Here is a 15,933-nt window from a genome sequence, read left to right on the forward strand (position 1 = left end):
AGGAATGCGCGGTATGCGCGAGAGCCCGTCATGGAACATCTGGTATAGATTGAATCCATCGCACATGGACGGAATATCGCATGCCAGAAAAGCAAGGACCAAGGATCCGGAATGCCGCGTTTTCGGGCGCGCTCGTATGCGCGGCACTCGTGGCGGGATGTGCCGCCCAGACAGCGACCCCGGTGCCGAACCCGGGCCCGCAAGGCGGCCGCGGCACGCCGGAAGGCTGCCAGGCAGACAAGGTTGGCGATGATGCCCTGATCGGCAAGGCCGAGGCAGACGCCGTCACCCTGCTCCAGGGCTGCGCCTGGCGGTTTGGTGACCGGGAAGGCCAGCATATGCCCGCAACCATGGACTACAACCCGCAGCGCCGCACGCTGGACGTCAAGGGGGGAAAGGTGACCGCGGTACGCCGCGGGTGAGCAGCTACGCCTGGGCTGCATCGGCCGCGCAGGCTGCTTGCGATTCGGCTGGCCAGCCTCGCCTGCCACGACGCCTGCCCCCCCGGAAGTGACATCTGGCGGTCCTGTTTCGAACGTGCCGCACGGCACGTTCACCTCGAATTCCACGGCTTGCAGGGGGGCGACAGCAGTTCGCCGGTAGCGGCTGGTCAATCACAACCGGACCAGCCAGCCGGCTTTCCATCGAACCGTTCCTTGAAAATCCCCGAATACTGTATATATTTACAGTTACTGTATGGATGAACAGTATTCGCGGGGAGCCCAGCATGGAACATCTGGTCCGGGTACAGAATGAATATGATCGCCAGGTCCTGGCATGGCTGCGGGAACGGATTGGCGACGCGGCCCTGCAGGCAGCCGCCCAACGCCTGGCCGGTGACCGCAAGCCCTATCTTTCGACAATCTGCCGCAGCCTGAAGGTCACGCCACCGAGCCGACGCGCACTGCGCAACCAGGCTGGCCGCGCCACCCGTGAGGTCGGGGACCGCTACCTTGCCTCGATCCGCCAGCTTCTCGCGCGGCCGGCGCCGGCACAGCGCCATGCGCAAGTTCCGGGGAATCCGGGAAATCCACAGCACGAGGGCCGTCGGCTCTAGGCTGCCTGGCATCAACGCCCGCAACGCCAGCAACGGTGGGCAGCAGCGCCCACCGCCCTGCGCCCTCCGCACAAGAGCATCAACTCGCCATGCGGTCCGTGGCACGCACATCGCGTGTGCCATCGGTGAACACGTCGCGGTTCATCATGGCGATTGCGCCGGCGTCGGTACCCTGGTGCGCACCGTCCTGGTACGCGTCGCGCTGGCGCGCGCCGTCGGAGAAGGCGTCAGGCTTGCGGGCGCCCTGGCTGAAGCTATCGAACGCCGGCTGTTGCGCGGCGAGCGCCGGCAGCGTGAGCGCGGCAAGCAGCACGGCGGATGCCATGGCGAGCATTTTCTTGCGTGGGGTTTTCATCTTGTACCTCGGCGTATTGGTTTCGATGGATCCGTCAGTGCCACGGACCGGCCTGTGCGCGAACACCTGGCCAGCGGGCGACTGGTGCCGGTGCTGCCCGAGTGGAACGCCGGCACGCTGCCGCTGTTCGTCATGTACCCGCGCAACCGGCACCTGACGGCCAAGGTGCGCGTCTTTATCGACTGGGTGGCGCGGCTGTTCGACGCCGAACCCCGCCTGCCGCAGGCCTGAGCAGCCAGCCCGCGCGCGCGGTCAGTGCCGTGCCAGCGCGCGTTCGGCCAGGACGTCCTTCGCCGCCAGCGCCGCGTTGATGGCGCGCGGAAACCCTGCATAGGCCGCGACCTGGATGATGGCCTCCACCATCTGCGCCTGCGTGCCGCCCACGTTCAGCAGGCCGTGCATATGGACCTTGAGCTGCGGCGTGGCCGAGCCCATCGCCGCCAGCGCGGCCACCGTGATCATCTCGCGGCAAACCAAGTCCAGCCCGGAGCGTGCGTAGATGTCGCCGAAGCCGAACTCGATGATGAAGCGGCCCAGGTCGGGGGCGATTTCCTGCAGCGAGGCGATCACGCGCTCGCCGGCCTCGCCGTCGATCTCGCGCAGGCGTTCAAGCCCGGCCTGGTAGCGCGAGGCGCTCACCGGCTGCGGCGATGCAGATGCCGCCACGCCGATACCCGCGGCGGCAAAGACCGTCCTCAGCACGGCCATGCCGTTGAGCGCCACCGGGAAGCCTGCGTAGACCACCAGGTGGATCATGGACTCGACCAGCTCGGCCGGCGTGCAGCCCGCGTTCAGTGCGCCCGCCAGGTGGAACTTCAGTTGCGGTTCGAGCCCGCCCATGGCGGCCAGCGCGGCCACGGTGACCAGTTGCCGCTGCGGCAGCGTCAACCCGTCGCGCGGATAGATCTCGCCGTAGACAAAGCCGATGGCAAGGCTGGCGAGATCGGGGGCGATGTCGCCGAGCGCAGCGAGGATTGAAGCGTCGGTGGTGTTTTCGATGGCGGCAAGCTGCGCGCGGCCGAGTGCCATGGTCTGCGGGGTCATTGGCTGTTTCCTTGGTCCGGTAAGTCGGTGAGTCGGTGAGTCGGTGAGTCGGTGAGGCAAGCTTAGCGAGCGCCCTCGCATGCCGCCAATGCCTTCGGCGTGATACCTTGCGCGTATCAGCAAGCAAGGATCGCGAAGCCCATGCAGCCCCGCCTGGAACTCTGGCAACTCAACTACTTCGTGGCCGTGGCCGACGAACTGAGCTTTCGCCGCGCGGCCGAGCGCCTGTCGATCACGCAGCCGCCGCTGACCCGGCAGATCCAGGCGCTCGAGGAAACCATCGGCGCGCGCCTGTTCGAGCGCGACCGCAATGGCGTGTCGCTCACCCCGGCCGGCAGCCAGCTGTTGCCCGAGGCGCGCGAGCTGCTGGCCAGCGCCGACGCCCTGCTCGCCCGTGCCCGCAAGCGCGCCAGGCGCGTCGGCGGCCTGCGCCTTGGCATCACCACCGTGGTGGACGCCGCCCTGTTCACGTGGCTGGCGCCGGCACTGCAGGCGCGGGCACCCGACGTGCGGCTGGTGCAGAAGCGGCAGATCTCGCAGCAATCCATCGCCGACCTGCGGCGCGGCGCGCTCGACGCCGCGCTGATCGGCCTGCCCTCGGCCACCGGCGAACTGGAGGTCGAGCATCTGTTCGACGACCCGCTGGTGGCCGCGCTGCCGGCCACGCACCGCCTGGCCCGACGCAAGCGCATTTCCATCCTGGAACTGCAGTCCGATCCGCTGTTCTGGTTCCAGCGGCGCTTCAACCCGGCCTACTTCGACCACTACGAAGCCTTGTTCCGCACGCTCGGCTACGCGCCACCCCGCCTGCCCGAGCCGTCCGACCATCATGTGCTGCTCGGGCTGATCGCCGACGGCCAGGGCGTGGCGCTGGTGCCAGCCTCGCTGCAGGCCATGGCGCGGGTGGGCGTGATCTACAAACCGCTCAAGGAAGCCGCCGTGCTGCGCATCGGCGTGGCGCTGGCCCTGGCCCCCGGAAACCCGGCGCCGGCCCTGCCGCTGCTGCTGCAAACCCTGCGCGCACGCTATCGCCCCGGCCCGGGCCCGAAATCCCGGCGGCGCTGAGCGCCCGGTCCCGCGCGTCCTGCACGGCCTTGCAGGCGGCCACCCGTGCGCATTCCCGTGCGCATTCCCCGCGCATGGCAGGGTTTTCTTGACTTATTTATCCCCATAGATGATAGTTAACAACGATACATTCTCTTTTTAAGAACGAACTCCGGTCCGTTCTGCATCGAAGGATTTGCCCGTGGACCTCGCCGAACTGGAAATCTTCAGGGCGGTGGCGCTCGAAGAAAGCGTCACCCGTGCCGCCAAGGCCCTGGACCGCGTGCAGTCCAACGTCACCACGCGCGTGAAGCAACTCGAGGAGGAACTCGGCGTGGCCCTGTTCCTGCGCGACAGCAAACGCATGACGCTGACCCCCGAGGGCCAGCGCTTTCTCGGCTACACCGAGCGCCTGCTGGCGCTGGCAGAGGAAGCCCGCCAGTCGATGCGCGCCGACCTGCCGTCCGGGACGCTGCGGGTGGGTGCCATGGAAAGCTCGGCGGCCGCCCGGTTGCCGCGTCCGCTGGCGCGCTACCACGGCAAGTGGCCGGACGTGCGCATCGAGATCCAGACCGGCACCACGCAGGCGCTGATCGACGCCCTGCTTGCGCATCGTATCGACTGCGCCGTGGTGGCGCATCCCGGCGACGGCGCCCCCGAAGCGCTGGACATGGACGCGCTGGGTCCGGGCCTGGAGGGGAGCTTTCTCTTCTCCGAAGAGCTTGTGCTGGTGCTGCCGCCGAGCCATCCGCCGGTACGCTCGCCGCAGGACCTCACGCTGCGCAGCCTGGCCACTTTCTCGCGCGGCTGTACCTACCGCATGTGCATCGAGGACTGGCTGGCCAGCTCGGACGGCCCGCGCCCGGTGCTCAACATGCTGGAACTGTCCTCCTACCATGCCATCCTGGCGTGCGTGACGGCGGGCTCGGCCGTCGCCATCGTGCCCCGCTCCCTGCTCGCGCTGCATCCGGACACCGCCGCGCTGCAGGCCGTGCCGGTGCGCACGGCGCATACCTTCCTGGTACGCCGCTCGGGCTTCATGACCTCGGCATATGCCGCCTTCCTGCGCGAGCTCCAGCATGGCTAAGGCACAACCGGAGCGCCTCGCGCAGCCCGGCGGCGCTGCCTCGCACATGGCCATCGCGCACTGGCTGCCGGCGCTGGCCGCCTCGCTGGTGCTGTCAGTCGGCATGGGCTTTGGCCGCTTCGCCTTCACGGGCATGTACCCGATCATGGTGCGCGACGGCCTGCTCACCGTCAGCGCCGGCTCACTGGCCGCTTCCGCCAACTATGCGGGCTACCTGGCAGGCGCGCTTGCGGTGACCCGCATCTCGCCGCGCGCCACGCCGATGCTGTGCCGCATCGCCCTGGCCGGCACCGCCTTGTGCCTGCTCGCGCTGGCATTCCCCGCCGCGCCGTGGTTCATCATCGGCGTGCGCTTCATTGCCGGATTCCTCAGCGCCATCTCCCTGGTCGCCGCCTCGGTGTGGCTGTTCCAGGTGGTGGGCGACCCGCGTGGCGCGCCGCTGCTGTTCGCCGGCGTGGGCGCCGGCATCCTGCTGTCGGCCGAGGCCATCGCCGCCGGCAACCTGGCCGGCTGGCACAGCCCGTTGCTGTGGGCCGTGCTCGCGGCCGGCTCGGCGGTGCTGTCGCTGCCGGCATGGCGCCAGCTCGGCAAAGCCGTGACGCCACAACCGGCGCAAGCGGCCGACGCGGCCGAAGCCACCGCCGGCAATGGCGCGGGTCCGGGCCCGTGGCCGCTGCTCGCCAGCTATGGCCTGGCCGGCTTCGGCTATATCGTCACCGCGACCTATCTGCCGCTGTTCGTGCGCGACGCGCTTGGCCATGTCGATCCGATCCATGTCTGGGCCGTCTTCGGCCTCGGCGCGGCACCCTCGTGCTTCCTGTGGCACGCCTTGCATGAACGCCTCGGCACGCGGCGCGCGCTCGCCCTCAACATGCTGGTGCAGGCGGTTGGCGTGATCCTGCCGGCGCTGCGGCATTCCGCGCCGGCCTACCTGGCCAGCGCGCTCCTGGTCGGCGGCACCTTTGTCGGCACCGTCACCATTGCCATGCCGGCGGCCAAGCGCGTGGCCCACGCCGTGAAATTCAACCTGCTGGCCGCCATGACTGCCACCTATGGCGTGGGGCAGGTAGCCGGGCCGCTGGTGGCCGACGCGCTGATGGCGCACAGCCACAGCTTCGCCGGCCCGCTTGCCGCCGCGGCGGCCGCCTTGCTGGCCGCCACCGTCGTCCTTTTCCTGTAGATGCCCAGATGCCGCACGCGGGCATGACCACCGCTTCCGAAGGAGTCCTTCCATGAACCATCCCACCGCCGCTGCGCAACCACACTCCCTGCTATCCCGGCTCGGCATCGTCGCGCCGATCATCCAGGCGCCCATGGCCGGTACCAACACGCCAGCGCTGGCCGCCGCCGTCACCAACGCGGGCGGCCTGGGCTCGCTCGGCGTTGGCGCCACGGATGCCAGCGGTGCCCGCAAGCTGATCCAGGAAACCCGTGCGCTGACCACCGGGCCGTTCAATATCAATGTGTTCTGCCACGCGCCCGCGGTGGCAGACGCCGCGCGCGAGGCGCAGTGGCTGGCGTATCTCGCGCCGAGCTTCGCCGAATTCGGCGCCACGCCACCGGCAACCCTGCGCGAGATCTACAAGAGTTTCGTGGCCGACGAGGCCATGTTCGCCATGCTGCTCGAAGAGCGGCCGGCCGTGGTGAGCTTCCATTTCGGCCTGCCGCCGCAGCCCTGGATCGCCGCGCTGCGCGATGCGGGCATCTACCTGATGGCGACCGCCACCAGCGTAGAGGAAGCCCGCCAGGTGGCCGATGCCGGCGTGCACGCCATCGTGGCGCAGGGCTGGGAAGCCGGCGGCCATCGCGGCGCGTTCCAGCCCGAAGCCCGTGACGAGCAGCTCGGCACGCTGGCGCTGGTGCGACTGCTGGTGCGCAACACCTCGCTGCCGGTGGTGGCCGCCGGCGGCATCATGGACGGCGCCGGCATTGCTGCCGCGCTGGCGCTGGGCGCGCAGGCGGCGCAGCTCGGCACCGCCTTCGCGTCCTGCCCGGAGAGCGCGGCGGACGCGCCCTACCGCGCCGCCCTGCTGGCAGGCGAGCCGACCCGCACCACGCTGACCCGCTCCATTTCCGGCCGCGCCGCGCGCGGCTTCGTCAACCGCCTGACCGAACTGGGCGAAGCGAAGGATTGCCCGCCGCTGCCGGCCTACCCGATCGTCTACGACGCCGGCAAGGCGCTCCATGCCGCGGCCAAGGCGCGCGGCAATGCCGCCTTCGCCGCGCAGTGGGCCGGCCAGGCCGCGCAGCTGTCGCGCGGCCTGCCAGCGGCGGAGCTGGTCGCGGTGCTGCGCGCGGAGCTGGCCGAGGCGGTGGCAGGCCTGAGCCGCTTCGGCGCGGGCGCTGGCTGAAACAGCGTACGGCCTGGCCGCTACGCGGCCAGGCCGCCCAGGCAGACATACTTCACCACCAGGTACTCTTCGATGCCATACCTGGAGCCCTCCCTGCCCAGCCCGGACTGCTTGACGCTGCCGAACGGCGCGACCGCGGTGGCCACACGCCTGCGCCGGCTGCTGGTGGCCATGCTCAAGCACTGGCGCGCGCATTTCGAGCAGTACGAAATCCTGTTCTCCGGCTCGCGGCGCCGGCCCGTGCCGCGCACCAGCGACGGCACGCCGTTTGGCCGCTCGGATGTGGCGATGCGCGCGTACCAGCTCTATCAAAGCGCGGTACGCGATGTGTTCGACACGCTGCCGCGCCATCCCATGTCGCTGAAACTGGCCACGGACAGCATCGTGGTGGCGATCCACGGCGCCGTGGCCGTGCCCCTGCATCTCGAAACCATGAAGTGGTCCGCCGGCGAAAAGCTGGCCACCACCATCGCGGATGCCTTTATCTGCGCCTGGACCGCCGCGGCCAACACCCCGGCCGAGTCCTGAGCGCCCCCCGGGCCAGCCGTGACGAAGTGCCCAGGTTTCCCGCTGCCGTCCGCGTGGCGCAACATGCGCGGCGCATGGCCTCGCGCTACACTGCTGCCCGGCTCGTGCAGTAAGCTGGAAGCACGCCGCATCCGCACTAGCATTCGCACGACCGCATTCGACAAGACCAGCCCATGAGCGCACTCCCTTCCACCACGACCATTGCGGCGCGCCCGGGCCCGGCTACGGCAATCGGCGGCCTGGCTGACGACGTCATGGCCCGCACACTGCACGCAAGATGAAACGGCAATTCGACGATCTGCAACTGGGCAGCATAGAACTGTTCTGCCTGGCGGCGGAACTGAGCAGCTTCACGGCGGCGGCGGTGGCGGCCAGCGTCACGCCAGCGGCGGTCAGCCGCTCGGTGTCGCGGCTGGAAGGAAGGCTTGGCGTGCGGCTGTTCGTGCGGACCACGCGGCAGATCCGGCTCACCGACGAAGGCCGCGCTTATTTCGAGCAGGCGCGCCGAGCGCTGGCGCAACTGGTGGATGCCGAGCGGCAGGTCTCCGGCCGGCACACCAGCCCGGCCGGCCTGCTGCGCATCAGCCTGCCGACCCCCTACGCGCACTATCGCGTACTGCCCGTGCTGCCCGAGTTCCGGGCGCGCTACCCGCAAGTGGAGATCGAGACCCACATCAGCAACAGCAATGTGGATTTCGCCGACGACGGCTTCGACCTGTCGGTGCGCGGCCGCGCGCCCGACGATTCCAACCTGATCGCGCGCAAGCTCGAAGACGCCGAACTGGTGCTGGTGGCGGCGCCGGCCTACCTGGCGCGGGCCGGCGTGCCGGATTCGCTGGATGCGCTGCAGGCGCACGACTGCATCCAGTTCGAGCTGCCCAGCAGCGGCCGGCACATTCCGTGGGTGTTCCGCGAAGGCGGCGAGATGGTCGATGTAGCCACCACCGGCGGCTACAGCTGCTCGGACGATGTGCTGGGCGGCGTCACGCTGGCGCGCAGCGGCGCGGGGCTGTTCCAGACCTACCGCTTCGTGGTGGAGCAGGACCTGCGCGACGGCAGGCTGATGGAGGTACTGCCGCAGTTCGGCAGCGCCACCCGGCCCTTCATGCTGCTCTACCCGCACGCGCGGCATATGTCGTCGCGCGTGCGGGCGTTCGTGGACTTCCTGGTCGACAAGTTCGCCGCGTAGCGCCCGCGGCAGGCTTTGCGCGAGTTCCGCTTACGCAGGCGCAATCTGCGCGATCACCACAGCACCACCGCTGCATTGGCCGGCAATTGCGTCGCGGGTACGCCGCGCGCGCATGGCCGGCATTGCGCGAGCGAGGCGGGGCAAGACAGTGGGCAGGAGGAAGGCGCCGCCACCGTCGGATCACGGCAGCGGCAGCGGCACGGCGGGCATCAAGCCGCGTGCCGCACGCCGCATGGCCGGTCAGAAGCCGAGATCGCTCAGGCTGGGGTGATCGTCCGGGCGGCGGCCCAGCGGCCAGAAGAACTTGCGGTCCGCTTCCTTGATCGGGGCATCGTTTATGCAGGCGAAGCGGCGCTGCATCAGGCCGGCCTCGTTGAACTCCCAGTTCTCGTTGCCATAGGAGCGATACCAGTTGTTCGAGTCGTCATGCCATTCGTAGGCGAAGCGCACGGCGATGCGGTTGCCCTCGAAGGCCCACAATTCCTTGATCAGCCGGTAGTCCAGTTCCTTCTGCCACTTGCGTGCCAGGAAGCCGACGATGGCCTCGCGCCCGTTGACGAACTCGGCGCGGTTGCGCCAGGCGCTGTCGACGGTGTAGGCCAGCGCCACGCGCTGGGGGTCGCGGCTGTTCCAGCCGTCTTCGGCGCCACGCACCTTCTGGATGGCGGACTCAAGGGTGAACGGGGGAAACGGCGGACGGGACTCGGCTGGGGTCGACATGGGTTCTCTCCTCAAAGGAACAATGCAGCGGGATGCAGCGGGATCTGGCGGCGGTTGGCACTGGGTCGGCACTGGATCGATACAGACCTGTCTACATTATTCGAGTAGACAGATCTGTATGTCAAGGAGAGATTGGGATGCATCGCAGCAAGGCCTGCCCGCGGTTGCCGACCGCCCTCAGCGCGGGCGGCGCATGCGGAACAGCGCCTCGGGCCCGATCTCGAAGTAGTCTGCCGGCCCGCCGCCGCGCAGGATCGGCCGGGCCGCGGCCGTGTCGTAGATGCCGTCCTTCAGGAGCGTCCTGTCGACGTGCACGCCCACCACTTCGCCCAATACCAGCCAGGTCGGCACCTTCTGGCCATCGACGCCTTGGAGCTGGATCAGCTGCGTGAGCCTGCACTCGAAAGAGACCGGGCTTTCCGCCACGCGGGGCACCGCGACCGCGCGCGAGGCGGCAGGCGTCAGCCCGGCCAGCGTGAACTCGTCCACCTCGGGCGGCACCGCTGCGCAGCTGGCGTTCATGGGATCGGCCAGCGCGCGCGTGGCGAGGTTCCAGCAGAACTCGCCGGTCTGCTCGATATTGCGCACGCTGTCCTTGTAGCCGACGCTGGAGAAACCCACGATGGGCGGCGTGTAGTTGAAGGCGTTGAAGAAGCTGTACGGCGCGAGGTTGACGACGCCATCGGCGGCGCGCGACGAGATCCAGCCGATCGGGCGCGGCCCGACGATGGCGTTGAAGGGATCGTGCGGCAGGCCATGCCCGCGCGCGGGTTCGTAGAAGTAGAAGTCGTCGGACACGGAGCGGGACATCCGGGAAAACTGCGTTGAAGACGGCACCGGGCGGCACGGGTGCAGCCCGGCAAGCTCCCTGCGATGCTACCAGTTGTCAGCGCAGCGCGTGCTGCGGCGCGGTAGCCTCGTCGTATGCGTCCTGCGCCAGCAGCACCAGGTCTGCAATCGCCTTGCCGCCTGCGGAGATATGCGCGCGCATGGCGGCCGCGGCCGCGTCCGCATCGCCCGCCAGCACGGCGGCCACGATCACGCCGTGCTCCTGGAAGGAGCTCGGTACGCGCGCCGCGTTGATCAGCCCGCGCTGGCGCCAGTAGATCGCCAGGCGCCGGCGCAGCATGCGGATCTGCTCGGCCAGGTAAGGGTTGGCGCAGGCGTGGTAGAGCACGTCGTGGAACTCGCGGTTGGCCTCCACATAGCCCGGCGTGTCGGCCGCCTCGACATACCCGCGCCCTTGCTCGAAGGCGGCCGACAGCGCCGCCCTGCCCGCCTCGGTGATGCGCTGCGTGGCCAGCCGCGCCACCACGCCCTCCATCTCGGCCAGCGTCTCGAACATGGCCACCAGTTCGGCCACCGTGGGCTTGTGCACGAAGATGCCGGCGCGCGGGGCGATCGTCACCAGGCCCTGCGCCGCCAGCATCAGCAAAGCCTCCCTCACCGGGGTGCGCGAACTGTCGAACTGCTCGGCCAGGGCGCGCTCGTCGAGCTGGGAACCGGGCTTGAGCGTGCCGGCGTGGATCTGCGCTTCGATGGCCTCGCGGACGCGGTCCTGGAGCGACTGCACGGGTAAACCTCGATTTGACGGTTCTTTGGGCATATCTAGAATCAGTTTCAATATATCTAAACAACGATCTTATATGCAAATCCACGGCGAACCGCGGCTCCGCATCGAAAAAAGCGTAGCGACAATCACTCTTGACCGTCCGGAAGTGGCCAATCGACTGAATCCGCACGATCTGCAGGTATTGCGCGAGCATATCAACTCCGTCAACGCGATGGAGAATGTCCTGGTGCTGCGCTTCACGGGCACCGGCAAGTACTTCTGCAGTGGCTACGACATCGGTTCGCTCGGCAGGGCCGACACCGCCGGCGCGCCGGCCTTCGGCGAGCTGATCGACCTGATCGAAGCCGCGCGCCCCATCACCATCGCCGCGGTCAACGGCGGCGTGTACGGCGGCGCCACCGATCTCTGCCTGGCCTGCGACTTCCGCATCGGCGTGCCCCATTGCGACATGTTCATGCCCGCCGCCAGGCTTGGCCTGCACTTCTACCGCGGCGGCCTGGAGCGCTATGTGAGCCGGCTCGGCGTGGATACCGCCAAGCGCCTGTTCCTGACTGCCGCGCGCCTCGATGCCGACGAGATGCTCGCAACCGGCTTCCTGACCGAAATCGTCGCCGCCGACGCGCTGGCGCCGCGCGTGGACGAACTCAGCGCCACGCTCGCCGGCATGGCACCCCTCGCGCTGCTGGGCATGAAACAGGCGCTGAACCAGATCGCGCGCGGCGCGCTCGACGTGGCGGCGCTCGCACACGCGATCGCACACGCCGAGGCATCGGCGGACCTGCGCGAAGGCGCAGCCGCGTGGCGCGAGAAGCGGCCGCCCGTGTTCACGGGCAGGTAGTCGCCCGCGCATGCGTCAACGCGCGCGGCGCACGGAACATACAACAACACCGGAGACAAGCATGACCAAGCGGCACCCGACCTTGCTGTTCCTGATGGCCTTCTCGCTGGCCGGCCCCGCGCTGGCGTCGGACGCATTCCCGTCCAGGCCCGTGCGCATCGTGATCGGCTTTCCCGCCGGCGGCGGCGCCGACAATGTGGCGCGACTGTACGGCGATGCCCTGTCGAAGGAGCTGGGCCAGCCGGTCATCATCGACAACAAGCCCGGTGCCGGCACCACGATCGCCGCGGAGGCGGTCGCCAAGGCGCCGCCCGACGGCTACACGCTGTATATCGCCACCGCCAGCGTGATGGGCGGCGACAAGGTGCTGTACAAGAACATCCGCTACGAGCCCGCGGACTTCGCGCCGGTCACGCGGCTGACCGTATCGCCGCTGCTGCTCGCGGCCAACAAGGCGTCCGGCATCGGCAGCGTGCGAGACCTGCTGGCAAGGGCCCGGCAGCATCCCGGCTCGCTCAACTATTCGTCGTCGGGCAATGGCGTGATCACGCACCTGGCCGGCGTGCAGTTCGCCAGGCTGGCCGACGTGCAACTCACCCACGTGCCCTACAAGGGCGGCGCGCCGTCGGCACAGGCGGTAGCCGCCGGCGATGCGCAGTTCACCTTCGCCACGCCGGCATCGGTGCAGGCCGTCATCGATACCGGCAAGGTCGTCGGCATCGCGGTGACGTCGGCCAGGCGCTCACCCGTGCTGCCCAACTATCCCACCATCGCGGAAGCCGGCATCAAGGGCTACGACGTGACCAACTGGTACGGCCTGTTCGCGCCGGCGCAGACCCCGCCCGCCGTGATCGAGAAGCTGTTCGCGGCCTCGGCAAAGGCGCTCTCCAGGCCCGAGTTGCGCGCGCGGCTCGCAAGCCGCGGCGAAGAGGTCTCGCCATCCGCGTCGCCGGCGGAATTCAAGCAGTTCGCGCTGCGCGAAGGCAAGACCGTGACCGAACTGACGCTGAGCAGCGGCGCCCGCATCGACTGAGTTTCTTCAAAAGGATCGCCATGAATCGCAATGCCGCAGACCTCCCGCTCGCGGGCTTTACCGTAGTGGACCTGACCCGCGTGCTGGCCGGGCCCTACTGCACCATGATGCTGGCCGACCTCGGCGCGCGCGTGATCAAGATCGAGAACCCCGAGGGCGGCGACGACTCCCGGCATGTGGGGCCCTTCGTCGACGGCGAGTCGGCTTACTTCGCCTCGGTCAACCGCAACAAGGAATCGATCGCGCTCGACCTCAAGTCGCCGCGCGACCGCGCCGTGCTGAGCGCCATGATCGCCGGCGCCGATGTACTGGTGGAAAACTTCCGCGCAGGCGTGATGGAGAAGCTTGGCTTCACCTGGGAAGCGCTGCACGCGGCCAACCCGCGCCTGGTCTACGCGTCGATCTCGGGCTTCGGCCAGACCGGCCCCTACCGCGACCGCCCTGCCTACGACATGGTGGTGCAGGCCATGGGCGGCCTGATGAGCGTGACCGGGGAAACCGCCGGCAACCCGGTGCGCGTGGGCGTGTCCATCGGCGACCTCGGCGCGGGACTGTATGCGGCCATCGGCATCCAGTCGGCGCTGCTCAAGCGCAGCCGCACCGGGCTGGGCGAGCGCGTGGATATCGGCATGCTCGACTGCCAGGTGGCGCTGCTGGAGAATGCCATCGCGCGCCACGCGGCCACGGGCGCCGTGCCCGCGCCGCTGGGCACGCGCCACCCGTCCATCACCCCCTTCGACATGTTCAAGAGCGGCGATGGCTTCATCGTCATCGCCGCCGGCAACGACAACCTGTTCCAGAAACTCTGCGCCGCGCTCGGCGACGCGGCGCTGGCCGCCGATCCGCGCTTCGCCACGGTGGCGGCACGCAACCAGCATCACGCCGAGCTGAAGGCGGGCCTCGAGGCATGCCTGGCGCATGCCGACACCGCAACCTGGTCTGAGCGGCTGGAAGCCGCCGGTGTGCCGCACGGGCCGCTGCAAAGCGTGGCCGACATCGTGCGCGACCCGCACGTGCAGGCCCGCGGCATGCTGCTGGAGGCGAGCATCGGCGCGGGGCGCCCGATCACGCTGGCGGGCAACCCGGTCAAGGTCGGCACCGGCCTGCCACGGGGCGGCTTCGCCCCCGCGCCCAGGCTAGACCAGCATCGCGAGGCCCTGCTCGCCGAGTTCGCAGGTACCTGAGCAAACCGGCGCGCCAGATTGCCGGCCGCGCCCATATCGCAAGCGGCCCGCCCCCCTCTCCCGTGAAGCCGGAGAGGGGGAGGCAACACGCGCCAACGACGCCGCCACCGCACACCGCCGCTTCCCCGCACGGCACACACCTCCCTCATACAAGAATCGCAATGCCCGCCATGCGCGGCCGATTATGGGAAAGCGCCGCGCCTCCCTTAGTCTTCGCCATGCCGGACCACTTCGGCCAGCACGGAGTGGCGAACAAGTGGCCGGCATCGGCGTACCGCAGGCAACGCAGTGCAGCACGCGACACAGGCAGCCCCGGCTTGTGCACGTCTTCCTGCCTGCCCGGCAACGACAAAGATAAAGCGAGACAGCCTGGGTGCGAGTGGCAGAGCCACCGCCCCAGCGCACCACAAAGGAGACACTCCGCCATGCTTGAGCAGCCGTTCCCCGGCCGTGCCGCCGCCCCCGGCACCGACGCCCTCGAAGCCAAGGCCATCGACGCGATCGATGCGATCGAAGCCATCGAGGTCAAAGGATTTCTCGACAGATACTTCCAGATCAGCGCGCGCGGCAGCACCGGCCGCCGCGAAGCCGTGGCTGGCGTGACCACCTTCATGGCCATGGTGTATTCCGTCTTCATGGTGCCGGGCATGCTCGGCAAGGCGGGATTCGACACCAGCGCCGTGTTCGTCGCGGTATGCCTGACCGCGGCCTTCGGCTCGCTGCTGATGGGTATGTGGGCGCGACTGCCGATCGCCATCGGCTGCGCCATCTCGCTGACCGCGTTCACCGCCTTCGGGCTGGTGCTGGGCCAGGGCCTTTCGCCCGCCGTGGCGCTCGGCGCGATCTTCCTGATGGGCTTGGTGTTCACCGCCATCTCCGTCACCGGCGTGCGCTCCTGGATCCTGCGCAACCTGCCGGCCGGCGTGGCGCACGGCACGGGCATCGGCATCGGCCTGTTCCTGCTGCTGATCGCCTCGAGCGAAGTCGGGCTGGTGGTCAAGAATGCCGGCGCCGGCCTGCCGGTTTCACTGGGCAAGATCACGGCGTTCCCGGTGGTGATGTCGATCCTCGGGCTGGCCGCCATCTTCGGGCTGGAGCGCCGCCGCGTGCCGGGCGGCATCCTGCTGGTGATCGTCGCCATCTCCGCGCTGGGCCTGGCCTTCGACCCCGCAGTGAAGTTCGCAGGCGTGTTCGCGCTTCCCGCGCTGAGCGCGCCCGGCCATGCCTCGCTGATCGGCGCGATGGACATCAAGGGTGCCTTGTCGCTGGCCGTGCTGCCCAGCGTACTGGCCCTGGTGATGACGGCCGTGTTCGATGCCACGGGCACCATCCGTGCCGTGGCCGGACAGGCCGGCCAGCTCGACGAGAAAGGCCAGATCCCCAACGGCGGGCGCGCGCTCACCACCGACTCGCTCAGCTCGATCTTCTCGGCGGTCTTCGGCGGTGCGCCCGCCGCGGCCTACATCGAATCGAGCGTGGGCGTGGCAGCCGGCGCCAAGACGGGCCTCGCCGCCGTGGTGGTCGGCCTGTTGTTCCTGGCGGTGATCTTCTTCTCGCCGCTGGCGGCGCTGGTGCCGTCCTACGCCACCGCGCCCGCGCTGATGTACGTTGGCCTGCTGATGCTCAGCAGCGTCAGCAAGCTGCATATGGACGATTTGGTCGACGCCATGGCCGGCCTGGTATGCGCGGTCTTCATCGTGCTGACGTGCAATATCGTCACCGGCATCATGCTGGGCTTCTGCACCCTGGTGATCGGCCGCATCGTGGCCGGCGAGTTCCGCAAGCTGAACGTCGGCACGGTGGGCATTGCGCTGGCGCTGGCGGTGTTCTACGCAGGGGGCTGGGCCATCTGAGCGCAACCTGGGCGCCATCCGGGCGCCACTTGGTGCGACTGCGCGGGCCGGATGCGCCCGCGCCGCTCCCCTGCCAC

18 protein-coding genes and 1 pseudogene are annotated in these 15,933 nt (G+C 69.0%); 13 read left to right on the top strand and 6 right to left on the bottom strand.

Annotated features, from left to right (window positions below; all coding sequences use genetic code 11):
• Positions 1–80: 80 nt before the first annotated feature.
• Together AC1DKV_RS09265 and AC1DKV_RS09270 are read left to right on the top strand one after the other, a co-directional pair.
• Entirely contained in the window at positions 81–422 is a 342-nt protein-coding gene (locus AC1DKV_RS09265; RefSeq protein ID WP_441614893.1) for a hypothetical protein, read from the top strand.
• 305 nt (positions 423–727) lie between these two features.
• A complete protein-coding gene (locus tag AC1DKV_RS09270; RefSeq protein ID WP_441614894.1) occupies positions 728–1,057 on the top strand; it encodes a CppA family protein in 330 nt (109 codons plus the stop codon).
• Between the two features lie 79 nt (positions 1,058–1,136).
• Here AC1DKV_RS09270 and AC1DKV_RS09275 read toward each other — a convergent pair whose 3' ends face one another.
• On the bottom strand, positions 1,137–1,412 hold the full coding sequence (locus AC1DKV_RS09275; RefSeq protein ID WP_441614896.1) for a hypothetical protein: 276 nt from the start codon (positions 1,410–1,412) through the stop codon (positions 1,137–1,139).
• Positions 1,413–1,466: 54 nt separating this feature from the next.
• On the opposite strand from AC1DKV_RS09275, the gene AC1DKV_RS09280 reads away from it, so the two are divergent.
• Positions 1,467–1,643 (top strand): LysR substrate-binding domain-containing protein, encoded by a 177-nt coding sequence (locus AC1DKV_RS09280; protein ID WP_441614898.1) that lies wholly within the window; start codon positions 1,467–1,469, stop codon positions 1,641–1,643.
• 21 nt (positions 1,644–1,664) lie between these two features.
• Here AC1DKV_RS09280 and AC1DKV_RS09285 read toward each other — a convergent pair whose 3' ends face one another.
• Positions 1,665–2,456: a carboxymuconolactone decarboxylase family protein gene (locus tag AC1DKV_RS09285; RefSeq protein ID WP_441614900.1), complete on the bottom strand. Its 792-nt coding sequence runs from the start codon at positions 2,454–2,456 to the stop codon at positions 1,665–1,667.
• Positions 2,457–2,597: 141 nt separating this feature from the next.
• On the opposite strand from AC1DKV_RS09285, the gene AC1DKV_RS09290 reads away from it, so the two are divergent.
• The 4 genes from AC1DKV_RS09290 (at position 2,598) to AC1DKV_RS09305 (ending at position 6,938) form a co-directional block, all read left to right on the top strand.
• Positions 2,598–3,521 (top strand): LysR family transcriptional regulator, encoded by a 924-nt coding sequence (locus AC1DKV_RS09290; protein ID WP_441614902.1) that lies wholly within the window; start codon positions 2,598–2,600, stop codon positions 3,519–3,521.
• 181 nt (positions 3,522–3,702) lie between these two features.
• Complete coding sequence (locus AC1DKV_RS09295) at positions 3,703–4,587, top strand: LysR family transcriptional regulator (protein ID WP_441614904.1); 885 nt, start codon at positions 3,703–3,705, stop codon at positions 4,585–4,587.
• Positions 4,580–5,767, top strand: coding sequence for a YbfB/YjiJ family MFS transporter (locus AC1DKV_RS09300; RefSeq protein WP_441614906.1), 1,188 nt, complete (start codon positions 4,580–4,582; stop codon positions 5,765–5,767). Before AC1DKV_RS09295 ends, AC1DKV_RS09300 begins: the two co-directional genes overlap by 8 nt.
• Positions 5,768–5,819: 52 nt before the next feature.
• Positions 5,820–6,938 (top strand): NAD(P)H-dependent flavin oxidoreductase, encoded by a 1,119-nt coding sequence (locus AC1DKV_RS09305; RefSeq protein ID WP_441614908.1) that lies wholly within the window; start codon positions 5,820–5,822, stop codon positions 6,936–6,938.
• 20 nt (positions 6,939–6,958) lie between these two features.
• On the opposite strand, the pseudogene AC1DKV_RS09310 reads toward AC1DKV_RS09305, so the two are convergent.
• Positions 6,959–7,084 (bottom strand): annotated as a pseudogene (locus AC1DKV_RS09310) (aldehyde dehydrogenase family protein); the annotation flags it as partial.
• Here AC1DKV_RS09310 and AC1DKV_RS09315 point away from each other — a divergent pair.
• Together AC1DKV_RS09315 and AC1DKV_RS09320 are read left to right on the top strand one after the other, a co-directional pair.
• On the top strand, positions 7,077–7,466 hold the full coding sequence (locus AC1DKV_RS09315) for a hypothetical protein (RefSeq protein ID WP_441614910.1): 390 nt from the start codon (positions 7,077–7,079) through the stop codon (positions 7,464–7,466). The pseudogene AC1DKV_RS09310 and the gene AC1DKV_RS09315 overlap by 8 nt on opposite strands.
• 277 nt (positions 7,467–7,743) lie before the next feature.
• Positions 7,744–8,655 carry a substrate binding domain-containing protein gene (locus AC1DKV_RS09320; protein ID WP_441614912.1) on the top strand — a complete coding sequence of 304 codons (912 nt, stop codon included), beginning with the start codon at positions 7,744–7,746 and terminating at the stop codon, positions 8,653–8,655.
• 240 nt (positions 8,656–8,895) lie between these two features.
• Here AC1DKV_RS09320 and AC1DKV_RS09325 read toward each other — a convergent pair whose 3' ends face one another.
• From AC1DKV_RS09325 to AC1DKV_RS09335, 3 genes are all read right to left on the bottom strand, one after another.
• Entirely contained in the window at positions 8,896–9,375 is a 480-nt protein-coding gene (locus tag AC1DKV_RS09325) for a nuclear transport factor 2 family protein (RefSeq protein WP_441614914.1), read from the bottom strand.
• Between the two features lie 177 nt (positions 9,376–9,552).
• Positions 9,553–10,185, bottom strand: coding sequence for a flavin reductase family protein (locus AC1DKV_RS09330; protein ID WP_441614915.1), 633 nt, complete (start codon positions 10,183–10,185; stop codon positions 9,553–9,555).
• 76 nt (positions 10,186–10,261) lie between these two features.
• Positions 10,262–10,948, bottom strand: a complete 687-nt coding sequence (locus AC1DKV_RS09335; RefSeq protein WP_441614917.1) for a GntR family transcriptional regulator — start codon at positions 10,946–10,948, stop codon at positions 10,262–10,264.
• A 73-nt stretch (positions 10,949–11,021) separates the two neighbouring features.
• Here AC1DKV_RS09335 and AC1DKV_RS09340 point away from each other — a divergent pair, with 73 nt between their 5' ends.
• The 4 genes from AC1DKV_RS09340 to AC1DKV_RS09355 all read left to right on the top strand — a co-directional run bounded on the left by AC1DKV_RS09340 (position 11,022) and on the right by AC1DKV_RS09355 (position 15,856).
• Complete coding sequence (locus AC1DKV_RS09340) at positions 11,022–11,786, top strand: enoyl-CoA hydratase/isomerase family protein (protein WP_441614919.1); 765 nt, start codon at positions 11,022–11,024, stop codon at positions 11,784–11,786.
• 61 nt (positions 11,787–11,847) lie between these two features.
• Positions 11,848–12,819 carry a Bug family tripartite tricarboxylate transporter substrate binding protein gene (locus tag AC1DKV_RS09345; protein ID WP_441614921.1) on the top strand — a complete coding sequence of 324 codons (972 nt, stop codon included), beginning with the start codon at positions 11,848–11,850 and terminating at the stop codon, positions 12,817–12,819.
• Between the two features lie 20 nt (positions 12,820–12,839).
• The gene (locus AC1DKV_RS09350; protein ID WP_441614923.1) at positions 12,840–14,003 is read left to right on the top strand and encodes a CaiB/BaiF CoA transferase family protein; all 1,164 of its coding nucleotides are present in this window, start codon (positions 12,840–12,842) and stop codon (positions 14,001–14,003) included.
• 425 nt (positions 14,004–14,428) lie between these two features.
• Complete coding sequence (locus AC1DKV_RS09355) at positions 14,429–15,856, top strand: NCS2 family permease (RefSeq protein WP_477137596.1); 1,428 nt, start codon at positions 14,429–14,431, stop codon at positions 15,854–15,856.
• Positions 15,857–15,933 lie beyond the last annotated feature (77 nt).

It is taken from the genome of Cupriavidus sp. 05T41 (genome assembly GCF_056396525.1).

What these genes read in the sequence shown, in the direction of transcription:
- AC1DKV_RS09290 (WP_441614902.1), top strand. Translation starts at nt 2,598, where the DNA reads ATGCAGCCCCGCCTGGAACTCTGGCAACTCAACTACTTCGTGGCCGTG.
- AC1DKV_RS09330 (WP_441614915.1), bottom strand. Translation starts at nt 10,185, where the DNA reads ATGTCCCGCTCCGTGTCCGACGACTTCTACTTCTACGAACCCGCGCGC.
- AC1DKV_RS09305 (WP_441614908.1), top strand. Translation starts at nt 5,820, where the DNA reads ATGAACCATCCCACCGCCGCTGCGCAACCACACTCCCTGCTATCCCGG.
- AC1DKV_RS09345 (WP_441614921.1), top strand. Translation starts at nt 11,848, where the DNA reads ATGACCAAGCGGCACCCGACCTTGCTGTTCCTGATGGCCTTCTCGCTG.
- AC1DKV_RS09320 (WP_441614912.1), top strand. Translation starts at nt 7,744, where the DNA reads ATGAAACGGCAATTCGACGATCTGCAACTGGGCAGCATAGAACTGTTC.
- AC1DKV_RS09350 (WP_441614923.1), top strand. Translation starts at nt 12,840, where the DNA reads ATGAATCGCAATGCCGCAGACCTCCCGCTCGCGGGCTTTACCGTAGTG.
- AC1DKV_RS09300 (WP_441614906.1), top strand. Translation starts at nt 4,580, where the DNA reads ATGGCTAAGGCACAACCGGAGCGCCTCGCGCAGCCCGGCGGCGCTGCC.
- AC1DKV_RS09355 (WP_477137596.1), top strand. Translation starts at nt 14,429, where the DNA reads ATGCTTGAGCAGCCGTTCCCCGGCCGTGCCGCCGCCCCCGGCACCGAC.
- AC1DKV_RS09325 (WP_441614914.1), bottom strand. Translation starts at nt 9,375, where the DNA reads ATGTCGACCCCAGCCGAGTCCCGTCCGCCGTTTCCCCCGTTCACCCTT.
- AC1DKV_RS09285 (WP_441614900.1), bottom strand. Translation starts at nt 2,456, where the DNA reads ATGACCCCGCAGACCATGGCACTCGGCCGCGCGCAGCTTGCCGCCATC.
- AC1DKV_RS09270 (WP_441614894.1), top strand. Translation starts at nt 728, where the DNA reads ATGGAACATCTGGTCCGGGTACAGAATGAATATGATCGCCAGGTCCTG.
- AC1DKV_RS09275 (WP_441614896.1), bottom strand. Translation starts at nt 1,412, where the DNA reads ATGAAAACCCCACGCAAGAAAATGCTCGCCATGGCATCCGCCGTGCTG.
- AC1DKV_RS09340 (WP_441614919.1), top strand. Translation starts at nt 11,022, where the DNA reads ATGCAAATCCACGGCGAACCGCGGCTCCGCATCGAAAAAAGCGTAGCG.
- AC1DKV_RS09265 (WP_441614893.1), top strand. Translation starts at nt 81, where the DNA reads ATGCCAGAAAAGCAAGGACCAAGGATCCGGAATGCCGCGTTTTCGGGC.